30 protein-coding genes are annotated in these 24,458 nt (G+C 37.5%); 18 read left to right on the top strand and 12 right to left on the bottom strand.

Annotated elements, in window-relative coordinates:
- Positions 1-2 precede the first annotated feature (2 nt).
- The 5 genes from ilvG to radC form a co-directional block, all read right to left on the bottom strand.
- Positions 3-1,670: an acetolactate synthase 2 catalytic subunit gene (ilvG, locus tag B0186_RS03100; protein ID WP_078217936.1), complete on the bottom strand. Its 1,668-nt coding sequence runs from the start codon at positions 1,668-1,670 to the stop codon at positions 3-5.
- 87 nt (positions 1,671-1,757) lie between these two features.
- Positions 1,758-2,570, bottom strand: coding sequence for a bifunctional DNA-formamidopyrimidine glycosylase/DNA-(apurinic or apyrimidinic site) lyase (gene mutM / locus B0186_RS03095; RefSeq protein WP_078217935.1), 813 nt, complete (start codon positions 2,568-2,570; stop codon positions 1,758-1,760).
- A 107-nt stretch (positions 2,571-2,677) separates the two neighbouring features.
- Positions 2,678-2,848, bottom strand: a complete 171-nt coding sequence (gene rpmG, locus B0186_RS03090) for a 50S ribosomal protein L33 (RefSeq protein ID WP_047977607.1) — start codon at positions 2,846-2,848, stop codon at positions 2,678-2,680.
- A gap of 11 nt (positions 2,849-2,859) precedes the next feature.
- The gene (rpmB, locus tag B0186_RS03085) at positions 2,860-3,096 is read right to left on the bottom strand and encodes a 50S ribosomal protein L28 (RefSeq protein ID WP_011201102.1); all 237 of its coding nucleotides are present in this window, start codon (positions 3,094-3,096) and stop codon (positions 2,860-2,862) included.
- A 220-nt stretch (positions 3,097-3,316) separates the two neighbouring features.
- A complete protein-coding gene (radC, locus tag B0186_RS03080) occupies positions 3,317-3,985 on the bottom strand; it encodes a RadC family protein (RefSeq protein WP_078218084.1) in 669 nt (222 codons plus the stop codon).
- A gap of 169 nt (positions 3,986-4,154) precedes the next feature.
- Between radC and coaBC the strand changes: the two genes are divergently transcribed.
- Genes coaBC through crp form a run of 5 tightly spaced genes read left to right on the top strand, consistent with a single transcriptional unit; the run spans position 4,155 to position 7,407 of the window.
- Entirely contained in the window at positions 4,155-5,399 is a 1,245-nt protein-coding gene (gene coaBC, locus B0186_RS03075; RefSeq protein WP_078217934.1) for a bifunctional phosphopantothenoylcysteine decarboxylase/phosphopantothenate--cysteine ligase CoaBC, read from the top strand.
- Positions 5,380-5,835 (top strand): dUTP diphosphatase, encoded by a 456-nt coding sequence (dut, locus tag B0186_RS03070; protein ID WP_078217933.1) that lies wholly within the window; start codon positions 5,380-5,382, stop codon positions 5,833-5,835. The genes coaBC and dut overlap by 20 nt, the downstream gene beginning before the upstream one ends.
- On the top strand, positions 5,835-6,491 hold the full coding sequence (slmA, locus tag B0186_RS03065) for a nucleoid occlusion factor SlmA (protein WP_078217932.1): 657 nt from the start codon (positions 5,835-5,837) through the stop codon (positions 6,489-6,491). Before dut ends, slmA begins: the two co-directional genes overlap by 1 nt.
- Before the next feature lie 34 nt (positions 6,492-6,525).
- Complete coding sequence (locus B0186_RS03060; protein ID WP_078217931.1) at positions 6,526-6,750, top strand: YheU family protein; 225 nt, start codon at positions 6,526-6,528, stop codon at positions 6,748-6,750.
- Positions 6,751-6,762: 12 nt separating this feature from the next.
- Entirely contained in the window at positions 6,763-7,407 is a 645-nt protein-coding gene (gene crp / locus B0186_RS03055; protein WP_078217930.1) for a cAMP-activated global transcriptional regulator CRP, read from the top strand.
- Positions 7,408-7,460: 53 nt separating this feature from the next.
- Here crp and recF read toward each other — a convergent pair whose 3' ends face one another.
- From recF to dnaA, 3 genes are read right to left on the bottom strand one after another with little or no spacing between them, the layout of a single operon-like run.
- Positions 7,461-8,531, bottom strand: a complete 1,071-nt coding sequence (gene recF / locus B0186_RS03050) for a DNA replication/repair protein RecF (protein WP_078217929.1) — start codon at positions 8,529-8,531, stop codon at positions 7,461-7,463.
- A gap of 3 nt (positions 8,532-8,534) precedes the next feature.
- Positions 8,535-9,635: a DNA polymerase III subunit beta gene (gene dnaN, locus B0186_RS03045; RefSeq protein ID WP_078217928.1), complete on the bottom strand. Its 1,101-nt coding sequence runs from the start codon at positions 9,633-9,635 to the stop codon at positions 8,535-8,537.
- An 11-nt stretch (positions 9,636-9,646) separates the two neighbouring features.
- Positions 9,647-11,029: a chromosomal replication initiator protein DnaA gene (gene dnaA / locus B0186_RS03040; RefSeq protein ID WP_078217927.1), complete on the bottom strand. Its 1,383-nt coding sequence runs from the start codon at positions 11,027-11,029 to the stop codon at positions 9,647-9,649.
- Positions 11,030-11,380: 351 nt separating this feature from the next.
- On the opposite strand from dnaA, the gene rpmH reads away from it, so the two are divergent.
- From rpmH to mnmE, 5 genes are all read left to right on the top strand, one after another.
- Positions 11,381-11,515 carry a 50S ribosomal protein L34 gene (gene rpmH, locus B0186_RS03035; protein WP_005539760.1) on the top strand — a complete coding sequence of 45 codons (135 nt, stop codon included), beginning with the start codon at positions 11,381-11,383 and terminating at the stop codon, positions 11,513-11,515.
- A gap of 14 nt (positions 11,516-11,529) precedes the next feature.
- The gene (rnpA, locus tag B0186_RS03030) at positions 11,530-11,889 is read left to right on the top strand and encodes a ribonuclease P protein component (RefSeq protein WP_078217926.1); all 360 of its coding nucleotides are present in this window, start codon (positions 11,530-11,532) and stop codon (positions 11,887-11,889) included.
- Entirely contained in the window at positions 11,853-12,113 is a 261-nt protein-coding gene (gene yidD / locus B0186_RS03025) for a membrane protein insertion efficiency factor YidD (protein WP_078217925.1), read from the top strand. Before rnpA ends, yidD begins: the two co-directional genes overlap by 37 nt.
- The gene (gene yidC, locus B0186_RS03020; RefSeq protein ID WP_078217924.1) at positions 12,113-13,738 is read left to right on the top strand and encodes a membrane protein insertase YidC; all 1,626 of its coding nucleotides are present in this window, start codon (positions 12,113-12,115) and stop codon (positions 13,736-13,738) included. The genes yidD and yidC overlap by 1 nt, the downstream gene beginning before the upstream one ends.
- 91 nt (positions 13,739-13,829) lie before the next feature.
- Complete coding sequence (gene mnmE / locus B0186_RS03015) at positions 13,830-15,188, top strand: tRNA uridine-5-carboxymethylaminomethyl(34) synthesis GTPase MnmE (RefSeq protein ID WP_078217923.1); 1,359 nt, start codon at positions 13,830-13,832, stop codon at positions 15,186-15,188.
- A 98-nt stretch (positions 15,189-15,286) separates the two neighbouring features.
- Here the strand turns inward: mnmE and B0186_RS03010 are convergent, their stop codons facing one another.
- Positions 15,287-15,766 carry a Dps family protein gene (locus tag B0186_RS03010; protein WP_078217922.1) on the bottom strand — a complete coding sequence of 160 codons (480 nt, stop codon included), beginning with the start codon at positions 15,764-15,766 and terminating at the stop codon, positions 15,287-15,289.
- Positions 15,767-15,922: 156 nt separating this feature from the next.
- Positions 15,923-16,489 carry an anthranilate synthase component II gene (locus B0186_RS03005; RefSeq protein ID WP_078217921.1) on the bottom strand — a complete coding sequence of 189 codons (567 nt, stop codon included), beginning with the start codon at positions 16,487-16,489 and terminating at the stop codon, positions 15,923-15,925.
- A 56-nt stretch (positions 16,490-16,545) separates the two neighbouring features.
- Here B0186_RS03005 and B0186_RS03000 point away from each other — a divergent pair, with 56 nt between their 5' ends.
- The 6 genes from B0186_RS03000 (at position 16,546) to B0186_RS02975 (ending at position 21,175) form a co-directional block, all read left to right on the top strand.
- Positions 16,546-17,553 carry an aminodeoxychorismate synthase component I gene (locus B0186_RS03000; protein WP_078217920.1) on the top strand — a complete coding sequence of 336 codons (1,008 nt, stop codon included), beginning with the start codon at positions 16,546-16,548 and terminating at the stop codon, positions 17,551-17,553.
- A gap of 9 nt (positions 17,554-17,562) precedes the next feature.
- Positions 17,563-18,141 (top strand): aminotransferase class IV family protein, encoded by a 579-nt coding sequence (locus B0186_RS02995; protein ID WP_078217919.1) that lies wholly within the window; start codon positions 17,563-17,565, stop codon positions 18,139-18,141.
- Between the two features lie 60 nt (positions 18,142-18,201).
- Entirely contained in the window at positions 18,202-18,591 is a 390-nt protein-coding gene (locus B0186_RS02990; RefSeq protein WP_078217918.1) for a RidA family protein, read from the top strand.
- Between the two features lie 227 nt (positions 18,592-18,818).
- Entirely contained in the window at positions 18,819-19,154 is a 336-nt protein-coding gene (locus B0186_RS02985) for a ComEA family DNA-binding protein (protein ID WP_078217917.1), read from the top strand.
- A 477-nt stretch (positions 19,155-19,631) separates the two neighbouring features.
- Positions 19,632-20,516 (top strand): archaetidylserine decarboxylase, encoded by an 885-nt coding sequence (gene asd / locus B0186_RS02980; RefSeq protein WP_078217916.1) that lies wholly within the window; start codon positions 19,632-19,634, stop codon positions 20,514-20,516.
- A gap of 26 nt (positions 20,517-20,542) precedes the next feature.
- A complete protein-coding gene (locus tag B0186_RS02975; protein WP_078217915.1) occupies positions 20,543-21,175 on the top strand; it encodes an FKBP-type peptidyl-prolyl cis-trans isomerase in 633 nt (210 codons plus the stop codon).
- A gap of 104 nt (positions 21,176-21,279) precedes the next feature.
- On the opposite strand, the gene ygfZ is transcribed toward B0186_RS02975, so the two are convergent.
- Positions 21,280-22,098, bottom strand: a complete 819-nt coding sequence (gene ygfZ / locus B0186_RS02970) for a CAF17-like 4Fe-4S cluster assembly/insertion protein YgfZ (protein WP_078217914.1) — start codon at positions 22,096-22,098, stop codon at positions 21,280-21,282.
- A 9-nt stretch (positions 22,099-22,107) separates the two neighbouring features.
- Complete coding sequence (locus B0186_RS02965; RefSeq protein WP_078217913.1) at positions 22,108-22,971, bottom strand: YicC/YloC family endoribonuclease; 864 nt, start codon at positions 22,969-22,971, stop codon at positions 22,108-22,110.
- Between the two features lie 119 nt (positions 22,972-23,090).
- Here B0186_RS02965 and rph point away from each other — a divergent pair, with 119 nt between their 5' ends.
- Together rph and pyrE are read left to right on the top strand one after the other, a co-directional pair.
- Positions 23,091-23,807: a ribonuclease PH gene (rph, locus tag B0186_RS02960; protein WP_078217912.1), complete on the top strand. Its 717-nt coding sequence runs from the start codon at positions 23,091-23,093 to the stop codon at positions 23,805-23,807.
- A gap of 9 nt (positions 23,808-23,816) precedes the next feature.
- Positions 23,817-24,458 carry an orotate phosphoribosyltransferase gene (gene pyrE, locus B0186_RS02955; protein WP_078217911.1) on the top strand — a complete coding sequence of 214 codons (642 nt, stop codon included), beginning with the start codon at positions 23,817-23,819 and terminating at the stop codon, positions 24,456-24,458.

Genomic DNA, 24,458 nt, shown 5'->3' with positions numbered 1-24,458 from the left:
TGTTACACCCCAATATCTTCTTCAATCATATCGCTGTTGCATGCATTTGGTGGTACGAGTGGCCAGACATTTTCTTCATCAGGAATACAAACGTGCAGCAAGTACGCATCTTTTGCATTTAACAAGCGGTCAATAGCATCGGAAACTTCGCAAGCCTTTTCAATACGTTCACCTGCAATACCAAAGGCAGAAGCAAGAGTGACGAAATCAGGGTTATCGTCCAAAATGGTTTGACTGTGGCGACCATGGAAAAAGAGTGATTGCCATTGACGAACCATCCCTAAACGTTGGTTATCAAGTAGTAAAATTTTGATTGGCAAGTTTCCACGTTTAATGGAACCAAACTCTTGAATGTTCATCATTAATGAACCGTCGCCAGTCACTAAAATCACAGGATCTTGTGGACGAGCTTTTGCAACACCAACAGCAGCTGGCAAACCAAATCCCATGGTGCCGAAACCTGCGGAAGTAATGTAATTTTCTGGTGCATAATGTTGCATATGTTGTGCTGACCACATTTGATGTTGTCCTACATCTGTTGTGACAACCGCATTTTCTGGCTTGCGTTCTGATAAAGTATGAAGCAATGCCCATGGATCGATTTCTTTATCTTCACTATTTTCAACATAGCTGAAATCGAAACTTACTTTTAATTGCTCAACATCTTTGCGCCAAGGATCAATATCTAATGGCTGCGCAAGGCTAGCGATTGCTTGTGCTAGATCTCCTTGCAAGCCTACATCTGCTTTGCGCAATTTATTAATTTCAGCAATATCAATGTCAATATGAATGACTTTGGCATGTGGTGCAAAAGTATCTAACTTCCCTGTAACTCGGTCGTCAAATCTTGCGCCACAAGCGATAAGTAAATCACATTCTTGCACCGCATAGTTTGCCGCTTTTGTACCGTGCATACCAATCATGCCCATATAAAGAGGGTGTTTTGGTGGAATTGTGCCTAAGCCCTTTAATGTGGATACAGAGGGTATATTGGTGATGTCGAGGAAAGTACGAACTGCTTGTACACCATTTACCGCATGCGCCATGCCTACACCTCCACCAACATAAAGCACAGGGCGTTTCGCTTGAGAAAGTAGCGTTTTGGCTTGCTCAAGTGCGGTTGGATTTTGTGGAGAAACTGCAACTTTTGGATAGACAACAGGTTTTAATGAGGTTGGTGCAAATTGTACATCTTTTGGTATATCCACTAGTACTGGACCTGGGCGACCGCTTTGTGCAATTTGGAAGGCTTTGCCAATGATTTCTGGCAATTCATCAATATTTTGCACAATGAAACTATGTTTGGTACAAGCAAGAGATAAGCCCAAAACATCAGCTTCTTGGAAAGCATCTGTACCAATAAAATTTGATGCAACTTGCCCTGTAATAGCGACAATTGGAATAGAGTCCATTAAGGCATCGCCTAAACCTGTCACCAAGTTTGTTGCACCCGGTCCAGAAGTGGCAATACAGACGCCCACTTTATTCGTTGATCTTGCATATCCAATAGCAGCCATTGCCACACCTTGTTCATTACGGCATAGCAAATGATCTAAACCCGAATCATAAATTGCATCATAAACTGGCATTATCGCCCCACCGGGATAGCCAAATAAGGAAGTCACTCCGTGAGCTTTTAAGCATTCTACGACTAAATTTGCTCCATTCATTAAATATTCCTTTGTGTTTGCTTATTGTTAAAATAAAAAGACTTATTGAGATATAGCATATTTTTTTGAAAAGAAAAGCAATTATTTTTACTTTTTTTGGCACGTTGGACAATAAAAGCTATTTCTTTGTCCAATAATAATACTTTCTATTTTACTACCGCACTTTGAACAAGGTTTATCTTTGTTGCCATAGACTAAAAGCTCTTGTGCAAAATACCCTGGGCGCCCATCAGGTTGTAAGAAATCTTTAAGGGTTGTGCCACCTTGTGCAATCGCAGTAGTAAGCACTTGTTTAATTGTTGCTACAACTTGTTCTGCCTGTGCCTTAGTTAAGGTTTTTGCTCTTTTTTGTGGGTGAAGCCCGCAGAGAAATAGCGTTTCATTGGCGTAAATATTGCCAACACCCACAACCACAGAATTATCCATTAAGAAGGTTTTAAGTGCGGTGGTTTTTTGGCGAGATTTTTTAAATAAATAAGTGGCGTTAAATTCTTCCGATAAAGGCTCTGGCCCCAACTTAAGAAAAAGATGAAATTCATTCAGATTATTTGTCCACAACCAAGCACCAAAGCGGCGAGGATCGTTATAGCGTAGTAATTTACCATTGTTCATCACAATATCGAGATGATCATGTTTATCGATAGGGCTATCATGTGGAACAATACGCACTGAGCCAGACATACCTAAATGCCCGATAATGTAGCCTTGTTCTGTGTGGATAATGAGATATTTCGCACGGCGAGTTAAATCAATAATTTTAACTTGTTCAAATGTGGTAAGTTCAGGGCTAACTTCCCAACGCAATTTAGGATTACGCACCACAATTTTTTCAATGATAAATTCTTTTAAATAAGGACTTACACCTTTTAGGGCTGTTTCAACTTCTGGTAATTCAGGCATATTTTTCTTTTTTCCTAGATTAATTCCTTTGGCTATCTTATGGTAAAAAGTAATATTTGAGAAATAAAAAAACCCGAACAAGTCGGGCTTTTTTATTGAAAACTAAATTATTTGATTTTAGCTTCTTTATAGATAACGTGTTTACGCACAACTGGATCAAATTTTTTGATTTCCATTTTTTCTGGCATATTACGTTTGTTTTTAGTTGTAGTATAGAAGTGACCTGTTTCAGCACTTGATACTAAACGGATTTTTTCACGAGCACCTTTAGCTGCCATTTTTTAGCTCCTTAGATTTTCTCGCCACGAGCACGGATATCAGCTAATACTGCATCAATGCCTTTTTTATCAATAATACGCATACCTTTCGCTGTTAAGCGTAAAGTTACGAAACGGTTTTCACTCTCAACCCAAAAACGGTGAGTGTGTAAGTTAGGAAGAAAACGACGACGAGTCGCATTCAATGCGTGCGAACGGTTGTTACCAACTGCTGGACGCTTGCCTGTTACTTGACAGACTCTAGACATATTAATCTCCAATAAAAAATATAAGCTCGAGCTTAGGGTTCGGACTACTTCAAAATCAAGGACTTTGAAGGCTACCTCGTCAGGTCGCATAGCCGACCCGCTATATTAAAGGTCGTGAATTATACGACCTTTATCTCTTATTCTCAAGCCTAAATAAATAAATTCCCTCAATAAATGATAAAAAATTAAGCAAATAATGCAAAAAATTTATTGCTGGATCCTAGATCCAACCTTGCTCAGCAAAGGAAAAATAGTTGCCTTTGCCAATCACAAAGTGATCTAAAACTCGAATTTCCATTAATTCCGACAACTGTTTGATATTATCTGTGAGTTTTCGATCTGATGCGCTTGGGGTTGAAACACCAGAGGGATGATTATGTGCAAGAATAAGTGCGGCGGCATTACAAAACAATGCTGTTTTAATAATTTCACGGGGATAAACGCTAGCCTGATTAATGGTCCCTAAAAACATTTCTTCTTTTTTGATTAAGCGATGCTGATTATCTAAAAACAGCACCATAAAAATTTCTCGATCCTTATTTTCTAATTCGGTTTGTAAATACATTCTTACCGTGTCAGGACTGGTAAATTCTTGAGCAAACTGTAATTCTTGTAATAAATAACGCTTAGTCATTTCAGTACAGGCTTGTAATTGTACAAATTGGGTAATACCTAAGCCTTTCATTTGGCAAAAGTGCTCTTGATCAGCATTGATTAAGCCTCGTAATGATGAAAAATGCGAAAGTACTTGCTCAGACAATTGCATCACAGGGCAATTTTTTATACCTGTACGTAAGAAAATGGCTAAAAGTTCTTTATCGTCAAGGGATGATGCGCCATATTGCAGTAGTTTTTCTCTTGGCATCAAAGTCGAATTTTGTTTTGTCATAGGGCTATTTTTAACGACGGAAAAATCACTTGCGATAAAGATGAAGTAATTTCTTGAAATTTGGAATGCGATATTTTTTAATTTGCGAGCAAGATCGAAAAATAAAACTTTTTCTTCTGAAAAATTGCAGTAAAATGACCGCACTTTTTGTTGTGATTAAGGACTAACAATGCAAAATCTTGTTCAAGGAAAACGTATTGTCGTTGGAATTACTGGTGGTATTGCCGCATACAAAACCATTGAATTAATTCGTTTATTGCGCAAAGCACAAGCTGAAGTTCGAGTTGTACTCACAAGTGCGGCAGCGGAATTTGTCACTCCCCTAACTTTGCAAGCCATTTCAGGTAATGCCGTATCACAATCTTTATTAGATCCACAAGCTGAATTAGCCATGGGGCATATTGAACTGGCGAAATGGGCAGATCTTATTGTGATTGCACCAGCGAGTGCGGACTTCATGGCTCGTATCACAGTAGGTATGGCAAATGACTTATTATCCACTATCTGTTTAACTACCAACGCACCGATTTTTCTTGCACCCGCAATGAATCAACAAATGTATGCACAACAAATAACTCAGCAAAATATCACCGCACTTATTGCTCGAGGTATTCAATTCATCGGTCCAAATAGCGGAGAACAGGCTTGTGGCGATGTGGGCGCAGGGCGAATGTCTGAACCAAGCGAAATTGTCACCGCACTTTGCCAGTATTTTTTACGTTCACAAGATCTGCTTGATTTAAGCGTTGTGATTACCGCAGGACCAACCAGAGAAGCCATTGATCCTGTACGTTATATTAGTAACCACAGCTCAGGTAAAATGGGCTTTGCTATTGCCGATGCTTTTGCTCAACGAGGTGCAAAAGTAACCTTAATTAGTGGACCTGTTAATTTAGCGACCCCAAAGAATGTACAACGTATTGATGTGGTTTCTGCTCAGGAAATGTATGAGCAAGCTATGCAAAGTGCGGTACAAAATCAGATTTTTATTGGCTGTGCTGCGGTGGCGGATTATCGTGTGGAGCAAATTGCCGAACAAAAAATCAAGAAAACCGCAGATAAGGATGAGATGACATTAAAATTGGTCAAAAATCCAGACATTATTGCAAGTGTCGCTAATTTAACGGAAAATCGCCCTTTTGTTGTAGGCTTTGCTGCGGAAACACAAAATTTAGCTCAATATGCACAAGACAAATTACAGCGTAAAAATTTGGATATGATCTGTGCCAATGATGTTTCAGGTGAGCAAGTCTTTAATGCGGAACAAAATGCTTTACAACTGTTTTGGCGAGATGGGCAAGATAGTTTAGCCTTAAGTCAGAAACATGATTTAGCGAAGCAATTAGTAGATAAAATCATTGGACGTTATAAATGGAAATTGGAAGGAAAAGAAAATGAAAAAAATCGATGTTAAAATTTTAGATAAGCGTATTGGAACAGAATTTCCATTGCCAAACTATGCAACTACAGGCTCAGCAGGACTGGATTTACGCGCTTTGGTTGAAGAAGGATTTGAAGTTCAGCCGGGCGAAACCAAACTTATTCCAACGGGATTATCTATTTATATCGCTGATCCCAATTTAGCAGCGGTAATTTTACCAAGATCAGGTTTAGGTCATAAAAATGGGATTGTGCTAGGAAATTTAGTGGGGTTAATCGACTCAGACTACCAAGGGCCTCTTATGGTTTCTCTTTGGAATAGAAGCGATAAGCCTTTTAAAATTGAAGTGGGTGATCGTATTGCACAGTTGGTTTTTGTGCCAGTGGTACAAGCTGAATTTAATATTGTAGAAGAATTTGTGCAGACAGATCGTGGTGAAGGTGGTTTTGGGCACTCGGGCAAGAAATAATGGAACAACAGCAATTAGATATTGGCGATGTAGAGATTGTGGAATCTACACAAAAAACGCCAAAAATTGAAAAACGTACAGTAAAAGAGCGCCGTCAGCAAGTTTTAACGGTGTTAACTCATATGTTACATTCTGAAAGAGGAATGGAGCGTATGACAACAGCTCGTTTAGCACAAGAAGTGGGCGTGTCTGAAGCCGCACTTTATCGCTATTTTCCGAGTAAAACCAAAATGTTTGAAGCATTATTGGATAATATCGAGAGTACCTTGTTCAGTCGAATTAATCATTCGATTAAAAACGAAACTAATACGATGAATCGTGTGCGAGATATTTTGCAAACTATTTTTGATTTTGCGAGAAAAAATCCAGGGCTTACTCGAATTTTAACCGGTCATGCTTTAATGTTTGAAGATAGCCAATTACAAGCACGAGTGGCTCAATTTTTTGATCGTTTAGAATTACAATTTGTGAATATTCTACAAATGCGTAAATTAAGAGAAGGGCGAGCTTTTAATCTTGATGAAAAAATTATCGCTTCTCATTTAGTCACTATGTGCGAAGGGCAGTTTATGCGTTATGTGAGAACTAATTTTAGACATATACCAAATCAAGGCTTTGAGCAGCAATGGAAACTGATTGAAAGTTTATTTGCATAATAAAAAATTTTAGGTAAGATCGGGCAAATTTGAAATGCTTATTCCATGGGAAAAATTAGAAAAGCAAACCTTATTTAATATTTTGGAAAGTTTTATTTTGCGTGAAGGTACAGATTATGGCAGTACTGAACTTTCTTTAGCAGAAAAAAGAGAAAATCTATTCAACAGTATTCGTCAAGGGAAGGCGGTGCTCGTTTGGTCTGAGTTACATCAATCCATTGATATTAAAGATAAAATGGATTTTTTTAATGGAAAATAATCGGGGGATTTTATGTTAGAACAACAAGGACAGCAATCACAACCTATGGATCCGACATTGGAGTGGTTCCTATCTCATTGCCATATTCACAAATACCCAGCGAAAAGTTCCCTTATTCATGCCGGAGAAAAGGCTGAAACCCTATACTACTTAATTAAGGGATCTGTGGCTGTAATGGTAAAAGATGAGGAAGGCAAAGAAATGATTTTGACCTATTTAAGTCAAGGCGATTTCTTTGGCGAAGCTGGTTTGTTTGATGAAACACAACCTCGTTCAGCTTGGGTTAAAGCTAAAACATCTTGTGAAATTGCTGAAATCTCTTATAAAAAATTTCGCCAATTAATTCAGGTTAATCCAGAAATTTTGATGTATCTGACAGGACAATTAGCACGCCGCTTACAAAATACCTCTAAGCAAGTGAGTAATCTTGCATTTTTAGATGTCACAGGGCGTATTGCTCAGACGTTATTAAACTTAGCTAAAATGCCAGATGCAATGACACATCCAGACGGTATGCAAATTAAAATTACCCGTCAGGAAATTGGTCAAATGGTGGGTTGCTCACGTGAAACTGTGGGACGTATTTTGAAGATGTTAGAAGATCAGCATTTGATTTCTGCCCATGGAAAAACCATTGTTGTATATGGAACAAGGTAGTTGCAGACTAAATTACAATAAGCCTGACAATCGTCAGGCTTATTTTTTATCTATTATTTTATGACACCATTTTCTATATAAAAAGAGCGGTGCTTTTCTGGTTGCATTTGCTGTAATTGCTCTTGCGTTATTGCAGTAACAAAAACTTGAGAGCCATTTTTTTGTAAGCGTTCTGCAAGTAATGCACGTTTATATTGATCCAATTCGGAAGCAAAATCATCGATAAGAAAGATACAATGACGATTTTTTTGTTGCATCAAATGCTCACCTTGAGCCAAGCGTAATGCACACATTAATAATTTTAATTGTCCACGAGATAAAATATCTTCAACAGGTAAACTATTAGCTTTAAAACGGAAATCCGCTTTTTGCGGACCTGAAAAGGTATAACCTAAGGCACGATCACGTTCAAAATTTTGCTGTAAGAGGTCGGCATAATCTGTATTTTTATCCCAGCCTTGATGAAAGCTAACAGAAATGTCTAATTCAGGTAAAAATAGCTGGCAAGTTTGTTCTATTTCTGGGCGTAAGGCTTCCGCATATTCTTCTCGCCATTGGCTCACTTGGTAAGCTAATTTAGTTAATTCAATATCCCAAATTTTCAATTCTGCATAAGAATGTACTTGTTGTAAAGCGGAGTTTCGTTGTTTAAGTAGGCGATTTAAATTACTCCAAGCATTATAAAAAGAGGGATGATGATGAAATAATCCCCAATCTAAATAAGATCGTCGATAACTCGGGCCACCATTTAATAGAGTTAAACCTTCAGGGGTAATGATTTGCATTGGCAATAAATGAGCAAGGTCAGAAATTTTATTCGCATCCTCGCCATTTATTTTCATCAGGGTATTACCTTGGCGCTGTTTTTGTAAGCCAACTGACCATTGATGTTGTTGCTCTTGAATTTTTCCATGCAAGACAAAGTGCGGTTGCTCATAAGAAATTATTCTATTTGCTACCGCACTTTTAAAAGAGCGCCCATGACCTAGATAAAAAATAGCTTCGAGTAAGCTGGTTTTGCCGCTTCCATTATTGCCAATAATAAAGTTAAAGCCGTGATCAAATTCAAGATCTACGGCTGTTAAATTGCGGAAATTTTCAATGATTAAGCGTGAAATTGCCATTATTTAGAGACGCATTGGCATGATGACATATTCTGCACTTTCATCATCAATATCTTCTAATAAGCAACTTGATGAGGCATCTGTAAGACGTAACCGCACTTGTTGGCATTTCAAGGCATTCAGAACATCTAAAATGTAGCTGACATTAAAACCTATTTCCATATCAGCACCGTTATACACTACATCTAAAATCTCTTCAGCAACTTCTTGCTCTGGGTTGCTTGCAGTAATGGTTAGCTGATTTGTGGTTAATTGCAAACGGACAGTTTTAACTTTGTCACTGGATAAGATCGCCATACGAGCAAAGGCTTGTTTGAGCAATTCCCAATTGCCTTCCATAATATGTGTTGCGTTTCTTGGTAGCACTCTGCGGTAATCAGGGAAACGTCCGTCAATTAATTTTGAGGTAAAGACAATATGGCCTAGATCAATGCGTAAATTATTTATACCAATCTGCACTTGGGCTGAGTGATCGCTATTTTCTAGTAATCTGGCTAATTCCAATACACCTTTTCGTGGCAATATAACGGAATGTGTGTGTAAATCTTGTTCTAGTGGAATTGTACAAACTGCAAGTCGATGTCCATCGGTTGCCACTGTTCGTAGTAAATTACCCTCAGTTTCAAACTTCATGCCATTGAGGAAATAACGGGCATCTTGATTTGCCATAGAAAATTGCGTTGCGTCAATTAAACGACGTAATGTGCTTTGGGCTAAAGTAAAATCAACTTCTGATTGCCAGTCAGCTAAATTAGGATATTCCTCTGCTGGTAACGTCGTTAAATTAAATTTACTGCGTCCCGATCTCACAAAAGCACGTTCTTCTTCAAAAGTAACAGTAATTTCTGCATCATCAGGAAAACTGCGGCAAATATCCAAGAATTTTTTTGCTGGAATAGTATAGCTACCGTCTTGCGAAGACTGAATTAATTGTGCTTGAGTTGAAAGTTCAACCTCAAGATCTGTCCCTGTAATACGCAAAGTATTGCCTTGAATTTGCAATAATACATTGCTAAATACAGGAAAATTTGGGCGACTACTTAATACACCACAAACTTGTTGTAATGGTTTTAATAGATGTTCTCTTGAAACAATAAATTGCATAGTCTGCTCCCTTATACAGATAATGTGCGGATTAAATTTGACCAATCTTCTTGGATACTATTATCTTCTTCTCTGAGTTTTGCTATGGCTTTACATGCGTGCAGAACCGTTGTGTGATCACGATCACCAAAATTTTTACCAATCTCTGGCAAGCTGCGATTAGTCAGTTCTTTTGCCAACGCCATAGCTAGTTGGCGAGGTCTAGTTACATTGCGTGAACGACTTTTGGATTTTAAGTCTGATACTTTAATGCGGTAATAGTCGGCAACAAGTTTTTGAATATTTTCAATCGTTACTAACTTGTCTTGCAGTGCAAGCATATCTTTTAAGGTTTCTCGTACAAAATCAATTGTGATCGCTTTTCCGGTAAATTCAGCATGCGCATGAACTCGGTTTAGCGCCCCCTCTAACTCTCGAACATTAGTTCTGAGTTTTTGTCCGATAAATAAAGCCACTTCTTGCGGTAAAAGCATATTTTTTTCTTCTGCTTTTTTGAGCAAAATAGCCACTCTTGTTTCTAATTCTGGTGGTTCAATAGCAACGCTTATTCCCCAACCAAAACGAGATTTCAAACGATCCTCAATCTTTTCAATTTCTTTCGGATAGCGATCTGAGGTTAAAATAATTTGGCGACCACGTTCAAACAAAGAATTAAAAATATGGAAAAATTCTTCCTGTGTACCATCTTTACCAGCAAAAAATTGAATATCATCAATAAGTAAAGCATCAACCGCACGATAAAATCGTTTGAAACTATCCATTTTGTCAGATTTTAAGGCTTTGACATAAGATTGCATAAAGCGCTCTGCGTGCATATAAATCACTTTTGCATTAGGATTATTGGCCAAAATACCATTTCCTACGGCATGTAATAAGTGAGTTTTACCTAGACCAGTTCCTCCATATAAAAACAATGGGTTAGCACTCTGCTCCCCTGGGTTTTTCGCTACTTTTTGTGCTACCGCTCTTGCAAGCTGATTTGATTTACCCTCAACAAAGTTATCAAAAATATGGTTTGTGTTAAGATAAGTGCGGTAGTTTTGCTGAGAGTTTATTTCATCATTGTTATTTTCATCAGCGCCACTGAAAGTTTCATTTCTTACAATACTCTTATTTTTTTCTACCGTTCTATTAGTAGAAGATCTAATCCCTTCTTGTATTTTTACCACAAACTGATCATTTCCTAACAATTGTTGGCTTAGTTTCATTATTTGTTCAAGATAATGATTTTCGACCCAGCTTTTAATAAAGACATTAGGCGCATAAAGGATCATGGTGTTATCAATAACATCATCTTGTAATGGGCGTAGCCAAGTCGTAAAGTCGTTTGAAGATACTTGATCTTGTAATTGTAAGAGGCAATCTTGCCAAAGGGTTGAAATAGTGGATCTCATTTTATTTATCTTTTATAAATCAAGTAATTGAAAAATAATCTAAAAAGTGCGGTAAGAAATTGAGGGGTAATTTTACAATAAACTGTCTTAAAGATCTTTAGAAAAGGATCAAAAAAACTGAAAAAGGTTGCTTGAGATTTTTGTAAAAAAACGTATAATCCGAACCGCTTTTATGCTCTTTGACTGGGAAAAAGAAGATTTATTCTTCAATTTTGCCTATTCTCGTTTGACGAACGTTGAATTTAAGATTACAATTCCGTTCCTTATTTTGGTAACCCTTGTTTGAATGATCGTTGTTTTTCAGCTTTGTAGAAGCAATGATGTAACAATTTTTGATTTAGGTAGATTATAATGAAACGTACATTTCAACCTTCTGTATTAAAACGTAGCCGTACTCATGGTTTCCGTGCTCGTATGGCAACTAAAAACGGCCGTCAAGTTTTAGCTCGTCGTCGTGCTAAAGGTCGTAAAAGTTTATCAGCATAATCCAGCCATTTGCTGTGATTAAGCTAGGCTTTTCTAGGGAGTTACGTCTGTTAACTCCCATTCATTTCAAATACGTTTTTCAAGACCCGCTATGTGCTAGCACCCCTGAAATTACCATTCTTGCTCGCAAAAATAACCTTGAACACTCTCGCCTTGGTTTAACTGTTGCTAAAAAACATTTAAAACGAGCCCATGATCGTAATCGCATTAAGCGTATTTCTCGTGAAAGTTTCCGTTTGTTACAGGCACAATTACCTAACTATGATTTTGTCATAGTGGCAAAAAAAGGGATTGGTAATTTAGATAACGCACAGTTATTTCAAACTTTGGATAAGCTATGGAAACGCCACATTCGTTTAGCGCAAAAATCCTAATTGGTGCAATTAGGTTTTATCAACTTTTTATTAGCCCATTGATTGGACCTCGTTGTCGCTTTACACCAACCTGTTCTAGTTATGGTATTCAAGCATTAAAAACCCATGGTGCAGTAAAAGGTAGTTGGCTTACAGTGAAACGTATATTAAAATGTCACCCTTTGAATGCGGGTGGATACGATCCTGTACCCCCAAAGATTAATAACAACAAAGAGAACGAATAATGGATTCTAAACGCAGCCTATTATTTATGGCACTTCTTTTCATTTCCTTTCTTGTTTATCAACAATGGCAATTAGACTATAACACGCCTAAGCCAGAAGTAACTGAACAAGCTCAAGTTTCAGACGTACAATCAACCGCACTTTCAGCAACATCAGCTATCGCTAATGACACACAAGTTAAAGGCCGTGTTATTACTTTAGAAAATGATGTATTTCGTTTGAAAGTAGATACATTAGGCGGCGATGTGATTAGTTCTGAATTATTGAAATATGATGCAGAATTAAATTCTTCAACACCTTTCGCATTGTTACAGAATAGTGCGGATAAAGTGTATATTGCACAAAGTGGCTTGGTCGGAAAAAATGGTATTGATAGCCGTGCTGGTCGTGCAAATTACCAAGTGGAAGGCGATGTATTTAAGTTAGCAGAAGGTCAACAAGAATTACGCGTACCTTTAACTTTTGAACAAGATGGTGTGATCTATCGTAAAGTCTTTGTGTTAAAAGCAGGTTCTTATGCATTAGATGTAAACTTTGAAATTGATAACCAAAGTTCACAAGCGGTTGAAGTTGCCCCTTATGCGCAATTAACTCACACCTTAGTTGAAAGCTCAGGTAGCATGGCGATGCCAACTTATACTGGTGGTGCTTATTCTTCTTCAGAAACAAACTACAAAAAATATAGTTTTGAAGATATGGAAAAAGCAAATTTAGATATTAATACTAAAGCTGGTTGGGTGGCTCTATTACAACATTATTTCGTTTCTGCTTGGGTTCCTAACCAAGATGGAGATAATACACTATATACCTTAACTGATACTAAAAAACGTTTAGGTTCTATTGGTTATCGTTCTGCTCCAGTGATGGTGGCAAGTGGTGCAAGTGAAACTATTCATACTCAATTATGGACTGGTCCTAAATTACAGGATCAAATGGCAGAAGTTGCTAATCACTTAGATTTAACTGTTGATTATGGCTGGGCTTGGTTTATTGCAAAACCGCTATTTAAATTACTTACTTTAATTCAATCTCTAGTACAAAACTGGGGTCTAGCAATTATTGGGGTAACTTTAGTCGTAAAAGCAATTTTATATCCATTAACAAAAGCACAATACACTTCAATGGCGAAAATGCGTATGTTGCAACCGAAATTGCAAGAAATGCGTGAGCGTTTTGGCGAAGATCGTCAACGTATGAGCCAAGAAATGATGAAACTGTATAAAGAAGAAAAAGTAAACCCACTTGGTGGTTGTTTACCAATTCTTCTACAAATGCCAATTTTCATCGCTTTATATTGGACTTTCATGGAAGCGGTTGAATTACGTCATGCGCCATTCTTCGGTTGGGTACAAGACTTATCTGCTCAAGATCCGTATTTCATTTTACCGATCTTAATGGGCGCTTCCATGTTCTTGTTGCAAAAAATGTCACCAACCCCAGTTGCAGACCCAATGCAACAAAAAGTTATGACATTTATGCCATTAATTTTCATGGTGTTCTTCTTATTCTTCCCGGCTGGTCTAGTGCTATATTGGTTAGTGTCTAACCTTATTACTATTGCACAACAATGGTTGATTTACCGTGGCTTAGAGAAGAAAGGCTTACATACCAGAGTGAAAAAATAACCCTTAATAAATAAAAAAGAAAGGCATCTTCAATGATGCCTTTTTTGTTATAATTCTCCGCAATTTTTGACCGCACTTTTGGGAACAAATTATGATTAAAGATACTATTGTCGCTCAAGCCACACCTATCGGGCGCGGTGGCGTTGGAATTTTACGTGTGTCAGGGCCTTTAGCTCAACAAGTAGCTGAACAAGTGCTCGGCAAAACATTAACGCCTAGAATGGCAAATTATCTTCCGTTTAAAGATCTTGATGGGACTGTTTTAGATCAAGGTATTGCGCTCTATTTTAAAGCGCCAAATTCCTTTACTGGTGAAGATGTGCTGGAGTTACAGGGACATGGTGGGCAAATTATTCTGGATCTCTTGCTCAAACGAATTCTGCAAGTTGATGGAGTACGTTTAGCTAGACCAGGAGAATTTTCTGAACAAGCTTTTCTTAATGATAAACTAGATTTGGCTCAAGCTGAGGCTATTGCAGATTTAATTGATGCAAGTTCTGAACAGGCTGCACGTTCCGCATTAAAATCTTTACAAGGTGAATTTTCAAATAAAATCAATCAATTAGTAGATTCAGTTATTTATTTGCGTACTTATGTAGAGGCAGCAATTGACTTTCCTGACGAAGAAATTGATTTTCTGGCAGATGGCAAAATAGAAACTCACTTGCGTGATATTATTGCGCAATTGGCAAAAGTAAAAAGCGAAGCAAAACAAGGTTCGATTTTGCGTGAAGGAATGAAGGTTGTTATTGCTGGCCGCCCAAACGCTGGAAAATCAAGTTTGCTAAATGCGCTAGCTGGACGTGAAGCTGCAATTGTTACTGACATTGCTGGTACAACTCGTGATGTTTTACGTGAACATATTCATATTGATGGCATGCCTTTGCATATTATTGATACGGCAGGTTTACGAGATGCAACGGATGAAGTTGAGAAGATAGGTATTCGTCGTGCTTGGGATGAAATTGAACAAGCGGATCGAATTTTATTAATGTTGGACAGTACAGAAGAGCCTACTGAATTGGAAAAAGTGCGGTCTGAATTTATGGCAAAATTACCAACCAATATTCCTTTAACTATTGTCAGAAATAAAGCGGATTTAAGTGGCGAGGCTGAAGTTCTTAATGAACAAAATGGTTTAACAGTGATTTCTTTATCTGCCAAAACACAAAAAGGCGTTGATTTATTACGTGAACATTTAAAAGCATCTATGGGCTATCAAGCTGGAACTGAAGGCGGATTTTTAGCTCGCCGCCGGCATTTAGAGGCCTTAGAACAAGCTGATATTCATTTACAAGCTGGGTTAATTCAATTAACAGAGTTTTATGCTGGAGAATTACTTGCTGAAGAATTACGTATGGTACAAAATCATCTCAGCGAAATTACTGGACAGTTTACTTCCGATGATTTGTTAGGCAATATTTTCAGTTCTTTCTGTATTGGTAAGTAAAAATATTACTGAATTTTGACCAATAAAAAACCTCTAGTGAGTGCTAGAGGTTTTTTGTTAGTTCCTTAGGTTAAAAAATTATTAAATATTTAAATAAATTAAGCGTGGCAAGTTTCACAAGCAGCGCTGAACATCCAAATTAATTTTTCTTGTTCTTTAATATAATCACTCATTTGTGATGCAGTACCTTCATCATTTGCATCTGAGGCAATCGCAAGAATATCACGTTGTTGTTTTAATAGGGTTTTAAAGCCTTGTAATGTGCCATTTAAACAATCTTGTGCTTTAGTGGCATTAACATGTTCTTGAATTAACGATTTTTTCAAATATTCACTGAAGGCATTACTTGGGGTGTAACCTAAAGTTAAAATACGTTCTGCAATTTCATCTACTTTTACAACTAAGTCATCATAAATTTCTTCAAATTTGGCATGTAACTCAAAGAAGTTAACTCCTTTAATATTCCAATGATAACCACGCACATTCATATAGAATACTTGATAAGTCGCTAATAAATTATTTAATTCTGTTGCTAATTGTTCTGATGTATTGCGATCTAAGCCAATAGTTGTAGTCATACGTTTTCTCCTATTTATGTTTGTTGATGTTTTTGTTGGTTATATGATAAACAAAAATCCCGTACAAATAAAATGGATATTTTTGATAAAATCAATCGTTAAAAACTATTAAAACATAAATCTTGATAGATTTTCCAAATTGAAAATTATTATCAATTAGCTTAGCCAGTTTTGTATGAGCTGCTTACCAAACTCTGAAATATAAGATTCAGGGTGGAATTGTACGCTGTAAATAGGCAAGGTTTTATGTTGCATTGCCATAATGACTTCATCCTCACAAACTGCTGTAATTTCAAGACATTCAGGAAAGTGTTCTAAGCTAACAGCCCAAGAATGATAAAGCCCAATTTGAAAACTGGAGGGTAAGTTGTGAAATAATTTTGAATTCGACCGCACTTTTAATTGTTTTGCTTGCCCATGGCGAACCTTTGGCAAGTTATATAGTTTGCCACCAAAAAATTGGCATAACGTTTGATGTCCCAAACAAACTCCTAAAATAGATTTAGATTGATGATATTTTTCTAGCATGGCAAAAAGTTGGGGATAGGCTTCAGGAACATCAGGGCCGGGAGAAATGAGCAGATGAGAAAAATGTTCGATTTCCACATGAGATAAATCTTCAACATTAATCACTGTAAAGTTAACGTCTAAACGTCGAATAAGATCCACAAGGTTATAAGTAAAAGAGTCATGATTATTGATAATCAATAAATTTGTATTCATATTTCATCTTAGGCTAAAATCAGCGGATTGCATATATTACTAGATTTCTCATCATGATGTCATTGAATAACCCAAGCCAATTCCTCGATTTTATCCAGCAAGCAAATCATTTTGGTCAACATAAAGAACCTTTTTTCTTTCTCATTGATTTTGAGCAGCAAAAGCCAATTATTTTGCCTATTGAACAAGCTGAAAAAGAACAGATCTTTTTTGCAATTTCGCAACCGCAAGGTACTAAAAGTAATGTAAATTGGTCTGTTAATTTACCAACAGAAAATTGCCATTTTTCTTCTGAACCGATGAAATTCGAGGATTATCAACGAGGATTTAATTTGGTTAAGGATGAATTACAAAAGGGCAATTCCTATTTATTAAATCTCACTTATCCAAGTAAAATTCAAACAAATTACAATTTAATGCAATTATTTCAACAAACGAAAGCCAGTTATAAGTTATTGTTTAAGAATGAATTTGTTTGTTTTTCTCCTGAGTCTTTTATTCAAATTTATGAGAATAAAATTTATACCTATCCAATGAAAGGCACGATAGATGCGAATATAGAAAATGCTGAGCAAACATTACTCAATTCACAAAAAGAACTGCGTGAACATTACACTATTGTCGATTTAATGCGTAATGATTTGGCAATTGTGGCTAAAAATATTGAAGTGAAGCGTTTTCGCTATGTTGAAAAAATTCACACAGAAAAAGGGGCAATTTTACAAACTAGCTCAGAGATTTGTGGGGAGTTGGCAGAAAATTGGCAAAGTAATATTGGGGATATTTTAGCTGCACTGTTGCCAGCAGGTTCAATTAGTGGTGCACCAAAAGAAAAAACGGTGGAAATTATTCAGCAAGCAGAACAACAACCTCGGGGTTACTATACAGGGATCTTTGGTATTTTTAATGGCGAAACATTACAAAGTGCGGTGGCTATTCGTTTTATTGAAAAACAAGGCGATAACTATTATTTTCGTAGTGGTGGCGGCATTACCATTCAAAGTGATGTGCAAGATGAATATGATGAACTTTGTGCCAAAGTGTATTTACCTCTAATCAAATAGGTGAATGAAATGCAGCAATTCCCTTTATTTGAAACCATTTGCGTGGAGAAAGGATTGGCTAAAAATTTGTCTTATCACCAACAACGTTATGAAAAAACACTGTTGAAGTTTTATCCTCATTTAAAGGTAACAACATTTAACTTGGCGGAAATTTTGGCAAAACATACCGCACTTTACACCTCAGAGCCGTTAATTCGTTGCCGTATTGACTATGATCAGCAAAATTATGCTATCCAATGTTTTCCTTACCAACGTAAAATCTATCGAACTTTTCAGCCCGTTTTTTGTGACCATATTGATTACAGTTTGAAATTTACAGACCGCACTTTGCTCAATCAGCTATTGGAACAAAAAGCCGAATGTGATGAGATTATGATTATTCGTCAAGGTAAAGTAACAGATTGCTCCATTGGTAATTTAATTTTTCGGCAAAATAATCAATGGTTCACGCCAATTGAGCCTTTATTAGAAGGGACTCAACGAGCGAAACTACTGTTAGAAAAGAAAATTATCGCAAGGGAAATTTTATTCGATGATCTCGCGCAATATGAAGAAATTCGTTTGATAAATGCAATGAATGGGCTTTAAGTTTATTTTTAAAGGCGTACAATATTTGGCGTGATAATGTCACTGAATAAGGAGAAAAAAATGACAAAAATTATTCACACAGAAAAAGCACCTGCAGCAATTGGCCCTTATGTTCAAGCTGTAGATTTAGGCAACTTGGTGTTAACTTCAGGTCAAATTCCAGTAAATCCTGCAACAGGTGAAGTGCCAGCTGATATTGTGGCACAAGCTCGCCAATCTTTAGAAAATGTGAAAGCAATTCTTGAACAAGCGGGTTTAACAGTTGCGGATATTGTGAAAACAACGGTTTTTGTCAAAGACTTAAATCAATTTGCTACAGTTAATGCTGAATATGAACGTTTCTTTGTTGAAAACAATCATCCAAATTTCCCTGCACGTTCTTGTGTTGAAGTGGCTCGTTTACCAAAAGATGTGGGTATTGAAATCGAAGCTATTGCTGTGCGTAAATAATTACTAATTTTAAACAAGTATGAGCTTTTGGGTTGATACTCGTTTTTTCATTGAAAAAACTCCCCTTTTACTCAAACATTTTATTATTTTTGCGATCTTGATCGTAAAAGTGCGGTGATTTTTTCAAGAGTTTTCCTTGTTTTGGCAAAATAGCCATTGTTGACTCAAGTTCAACAGTTTAGCTCAATTATTCAACTCTTAGTGTAATTTAATGTAAGGAAAACAAAATGAAAAAATTAACCTCTTTTTTCAAATCTTTGTTGATGTTAAGTACGGCGCTCAGCGCCTTTAATGCCTTGGCTGAAACGCCAACGCAACCTACCACCCCACCCCAAGCTACGCAACAAGTGGAGCCAGTGATTATTAGCGATAAACTCAATATTAATACGGCAACAGCGGAGGAAATTAAACAGGCTTTAGTGGGAATTGGTAGTAAAAAAGCAGAGGCAATTGTTGAATATCGTGAGAAATTCGGCAATTTCACGTCCGCTGAGCAGTTGCTTGAAGTCAAAGGAATTGGCAAAGCAACATTAGAAAAAAATCGAGATCGTATTATTTTCTAATGCTAACAAAAAAGCGGTGGAAACACCGCCTTTTAGCCTTTGAATACAATTGATGATATATCACAATCCTACTGAAAAACTTCATAACAAGCTTTGTTAAACCTCATTTTGCTTTTCCAATATTTTGAGGAATAACCTCTCCTTTTGTCGTACATCAAAACTAAATTAAATTGAGACTCTATATTTCCTTGAGTAAGGACTTTTAGCGCTCGCATGCTTAACATAACAAATATACCCGACCGTTAACTAAGCTATTATATGAGCTTATTCCACAATAGGATTAAATATGACACAAGTTGTGTAGTAGTCGCCTTTAAGTCACTTCATATCCTTTCTTAAGTTGCTGTTCTATATTATTTGTATAAACCAAAATAGAAATGGAATGGCTCCAGAATGGCAACTAAAAAAGATCTGCTGATTACACAACCCAAATAACTTGCTATAATCCTTCGCTCAATTTTTATAAAGGAAAGTGTTATGTACAATTCTGAAAAGAAACAACCAACTTATTGGCAACGTTTGAAAATTGCTTTTCAATATGCGATGCCGCAACTTTATTTAACCTTAGCGGCTGGCTGGCTGGCGAAGCAACAATGGGGCGTAGTAACCCATTTCATCATCAAACTTTTTGCCAAAAAATATAATGTGAATATGCAAGAAGCGGAGAAAACAGAATTTAAAGATTACGCTAGTTTTAATGAGTTTTTTATTCGTCCATTAAAAGCGGAAGCGAGAAAAATTGATGAAAATCCTACCGCACTTTGCTTGCCTGCGGACGGGCGGATTAGCCAATGTGGCCATATTGAACAACAAACCTTGTTACAAGCCAAAGGCCATAGTTTTAGCCTAGTGGATTTATTAGCTGGCGATGTGGAATTAGCCAAAGAATTTGAAAATGGCGAATTTGCCACTACTTATCTTTCCCCGCGTGATTATCATCGTGTGCATATGCCTTGCGATGCCACATTGCGTAAGATGATTTATGTACCGGGCGATTTATTTTCCGTTAATCCATTTTTAAATGAACATATCCCAAACTTATTGGCACGCAATGAACGAGTGATTTGTGTGTTTGACACAGAATTTGGCACTATGGTGCAGATTTTAGTAGGCGCAACCATTACCGCAAGTATGAGCACAGTTTGGGCTGGCGTGATTAATCCACCTCGTAGCAAAGAAGTAAAAGAATGGACTTATAGTGGCGAAAGTGCGGTGCAATTACGCAAAGGACAAGAAATGGGCGCTTTCCAACTAGGTTCGACTGTGATTAATTTATTCCCAGCAAATAAAGTCGAGCTTGCTAGCCATTTAGCCGTTGATGTGCCTGTGCGTGTTGGCGAAGTGTTAGCTTATAAAAAATAATTTTCAACCAAAACAAAGGAAAAACAATGACAAAACAATTTTTTGAACAAATTGCATTAGATGATGTTTCTGCGAAAGGCAGTTACGGGATTGGTTTACAAATTGGTAAACAATTAGTTGATAGCAAATTAGCAGTAAAAGCTGAAGCTGTTGCCAAAGGGATTTATGATGCGCTTAATCAAAATCCACCTGCGTTAGAGTTAAATGAAGTTGCGCAAGCATTACAAGAATTACAGCAACAAGCTGCGGAAGCAGCACAAGCTCAATTTAAACAAATTGAAGAAGAAGGCAAAAAATACCTTGCAGAAAATGCGCAAAAAGAAGGCGTAAAAGTCACTGAAACAGGCTTGCAATATGAAGTATTAGCAGAGGGAACTGGTGCAGTTCCAACTCGCCAAGACCAAGTGCGAGTTCATTATACAGGTACTTTAATTGACGGTACTGTATTTGATAGCTCAGTAAAACGTGGACAACCTGCGGAATTCCCAGTAAGTGGTGTAATTGCTGGTTGGGTTGAAGCATTATCTATGATGCCGGTTGGCTCAAAATGGAAATTAACTATCCCACATAACTTAGCTTATGGCGAACGTGGTGCTGGCGCATCAATTCCACCATTTAGCACATTAGTATTTGAAGTGGAATTGTTGGATATTCTTTAAACAATAAAATCTAAAGATTGTCAGGACGCCACTTTGGCGTCCTTTTTTATAATATTTTTAATTCTCAAACATTGTTGTTCAAATACAAAAGTGAAAAACTCGGCTTATATAATCACCAACTCACTTTCTTCAACAGGCAATCTAAAGCGTTGATTTTCTTCTAACTGATTGCTCATCACAACTTGCAAATATAAAACTTCGCCAAAATTGACCGCACTTAAAACATGGCCCGTTTTACGCCAAGTATTTTCTAATTGCATTTCAATTTCAGTGCCGATTTCCACAAGTGCAGTGGTGTTTGCCTGTAATAAATACATCGCTCGTTTATTGATACCACGATATTTGGCTCTAGCAACGGTTTCTTGTCCGATGTAACAACCCTTTTGGAAAGAAATCGCTTGTTCGATGTCTTGTAAATTCAGTGCTTGTGGAATAAATTCGCCCTGTCCTGCTGCACTTAAAATGGGTAAACCTTGTTGCATATCCAAGTAATCCCAATATTGCGCACTTTGCGTATAGTCCAACTCAACATTTTGTTCCAAACATAAAATCTGGCGTTCGCCTAAATCCATGCGAATTTGTGGCGAAATTGCACCGCACTTTTCAAGTGCATTTTCAGCCACACCGACAATTGTCCAATTTTTTTCGCTAAAAGTGACTTTAGAGAACACCGCATATTTTTTTAACTGAGCTAAACCGTTTTCAACTAAATCTTGGCGGATTAAGAGATAAAATTGTTGCTCCGCTTGGCGGAATAAACGGAATAGGGAATTGACCTTGCCTTTCGGATCACAATGTGCGGTTAAAGTTGATGCGCCAATGGCTAATTTAGTCACATCACAGGTTAATTGCCCCTGTAAGAATTTCTCGGCATCAACGCCCTCTACACAAACAAGGCGATATTGTTGAAGATTAATTAACATGTTTTGTCCTTATTCAAGATTTTGAATTTGCTCACGCATTTGTTCAATTAACACCTTTAACTCAACAGCAGATGCAGTAATATCGGCATTGATCGATTTGGAAGCAAGGGTATTACTCTCACGATTAAGTTCTTGCATCATAAAATCAAGTTTGCGCCCAACCGCTCCGCCTTTGCGTAAAATAGCTTGGGTTTCTTTGACGTGTAATTGCAAACGATCTAATTCTTCCGCCACATCAATACGTTGTGCTAACAGCACCATTTCTTGTTCAAGACGTTGTGGATCCGCTTGTAATTGAATTTCATCAAAACGCTGTCGCAAACGATCACGTTGCCATTGTAAAACCTCTGGCATATAAGACCGCACTTTTTGCTCTTCGGTAGCAATTGCCACAAGGCGTTGTTCAATTAACTCCTGTACTTTTGCACCTTCACGCGCACGCATCGCAATAAATTCAACAAGTAAATCATCAAATGCTTGTAATAAATCTTGGCTAATACTATCTAAATCTTGCTCTGGCGTTTCTACAACGCCTGGATAGCGCAAAATATCCATAAGATTGATTTCGCCTTCGCCCGCTTGCTCTTTGACCCATTGCAAAGATTGGATCACTTGTTTGGCTAACTCTTGATTAAGATTTAAGCTCGTTGCCGTTTGTTTTTTTGTATCAATACGCAAACTACATTCAATTTTGCCACGGGTGAGCTTTTGTCTTAATTTCTCACGCAAGGTATTTTCTAAGCCGCGAAATTGCTCAGGCAAACGAAAAAAATTTTCTAAATAACGCTGATTAACGGAACGAATTTCCCATACAGCATCGCCCCATTCTTTTTTAATTTCAACACGAGCGAAAGCAGTCATACTGTAAATCATATTTTTATCCTCATCTTCTATATCAATTTACCGCCGCTATTGTACTGTTAAATTTCGTTTATGTCAGTTTGCGTGATAAAATGACCGCACTTTTTTAACTTAATTTGAAGGAATATGTCATGCGTCCAAATGCAAGAGCAATCAACCAACCACGCCCAATTAAAATCACTCGCCATTACACCAAACATGCTGAAGGTTCAGTGTTAGTGGAGTTTGGCGACACTAAAGTTATCTGTACGGCAACGGTTGAAGATAGCGTACCACGCTTTTTAAAAGGTCAAGGCAAAGGCTGGGTAACTGCGGAATATGGCATGCTTCCTCGTTCAACTCATAGTCGTATGCAACGTGAAGCAGCAAAAGGCAAACAAGGCGGTCGCACGATGGAAATTCAACGCTTAATCGCTCGTTCATTGCGTGCGATGGTTGATCTTGATGCCTTAGGCGAGCGTGCAATTACTTTAGACTGCGATGTTATTCAAGCGGATGGCGGAACAAGAACTGCATCAATCACAGGTGCTTGTGTGGCATTAATTGATGCAATTAATGTGCTAATGCAAAACGGTACATTGAAAACCAATCCAATTAAATCATTAGTTGCGGCGATTTCTGTTGGCATCGTCAATGGCGAAGCGGTATGTGATTTAGAATATGTCGAAGACAGTGCTGCGGAAACCGACATGAATGTGGTGATGATGGAAGATGGTCGCATGATTGAAGTACAAGGCACCGCAGAAGGCGAACCATTTAGTCACGCAGAACTACTGACTTTATTAGATCTGGCTAAACAAGGTTGTGAACAAATATTTGTAGCGCAACGTGCCGCATTAGCGGAATAAGGAGCATTTATGCAAGATTACAAAATTGAATTTATTCAATTTGCACTTAGTCGCGGAGTGCTAAAATTCGGTGAGTTCACTCTAAAATCAGGCCGTAAAAGCCCTTATTTTTTCAATGCAGGGCTGTTTAATACGGGAGCAGATTTAGCACGTTTAGGCGATTTTTATGCGCAAGCCATTCAAGCCAATCAACTGGATTATGATGTGATATTTGGCCCTGCGTACAAAGGCATTCCAATTGGAAGTGCGGTATCAATTGCCCTATTTAACCGTTTTAACTTAGATAAGCCAGTTTGTTTTAATCGCAAAGAAGTCAAAGATCATGGCGAAGGTGGAAATTTAATTGGTAGCCCATTGCAAAATAAAGTATTACTTGTAGATGATGTGATTACCGCTGGGACGGCTATTCGTGAGGCAATGGACTTGATTTCAGCTAATAACGCCCAATTAAGTGCGGTGGTTATTGCGTTAAATCGTAAAGAGCGTGGAAGAAGTGAACTTTCTGCAATTCAGGAAGTGGAACGAGATTATCAATGCCACGTTTTATCCATTATTGATTTAGATGACCTCATGCAATTTATCAAGCAAGATCCCCAATACAATCAATATATTCCTGCCATGCAGCAATATCGTGATGAATATGGTGTTTAA

The organism is Canicola haemoglobinophilus, from assembly GCF_002015075.1.
Classification (GTDB): domain Bacteria; phylum Pseudomonadota; class Gammaproteobacteria; order Enterobacterales; family Pasteurellaceae; genus Canicola; species Canicola haemoglobinophilus.
The sequence above is the reverse complement of the archived record's forward strand: the minus strand, read 5'-3'. Positions and strand labels throughout refer to the sequence as shown.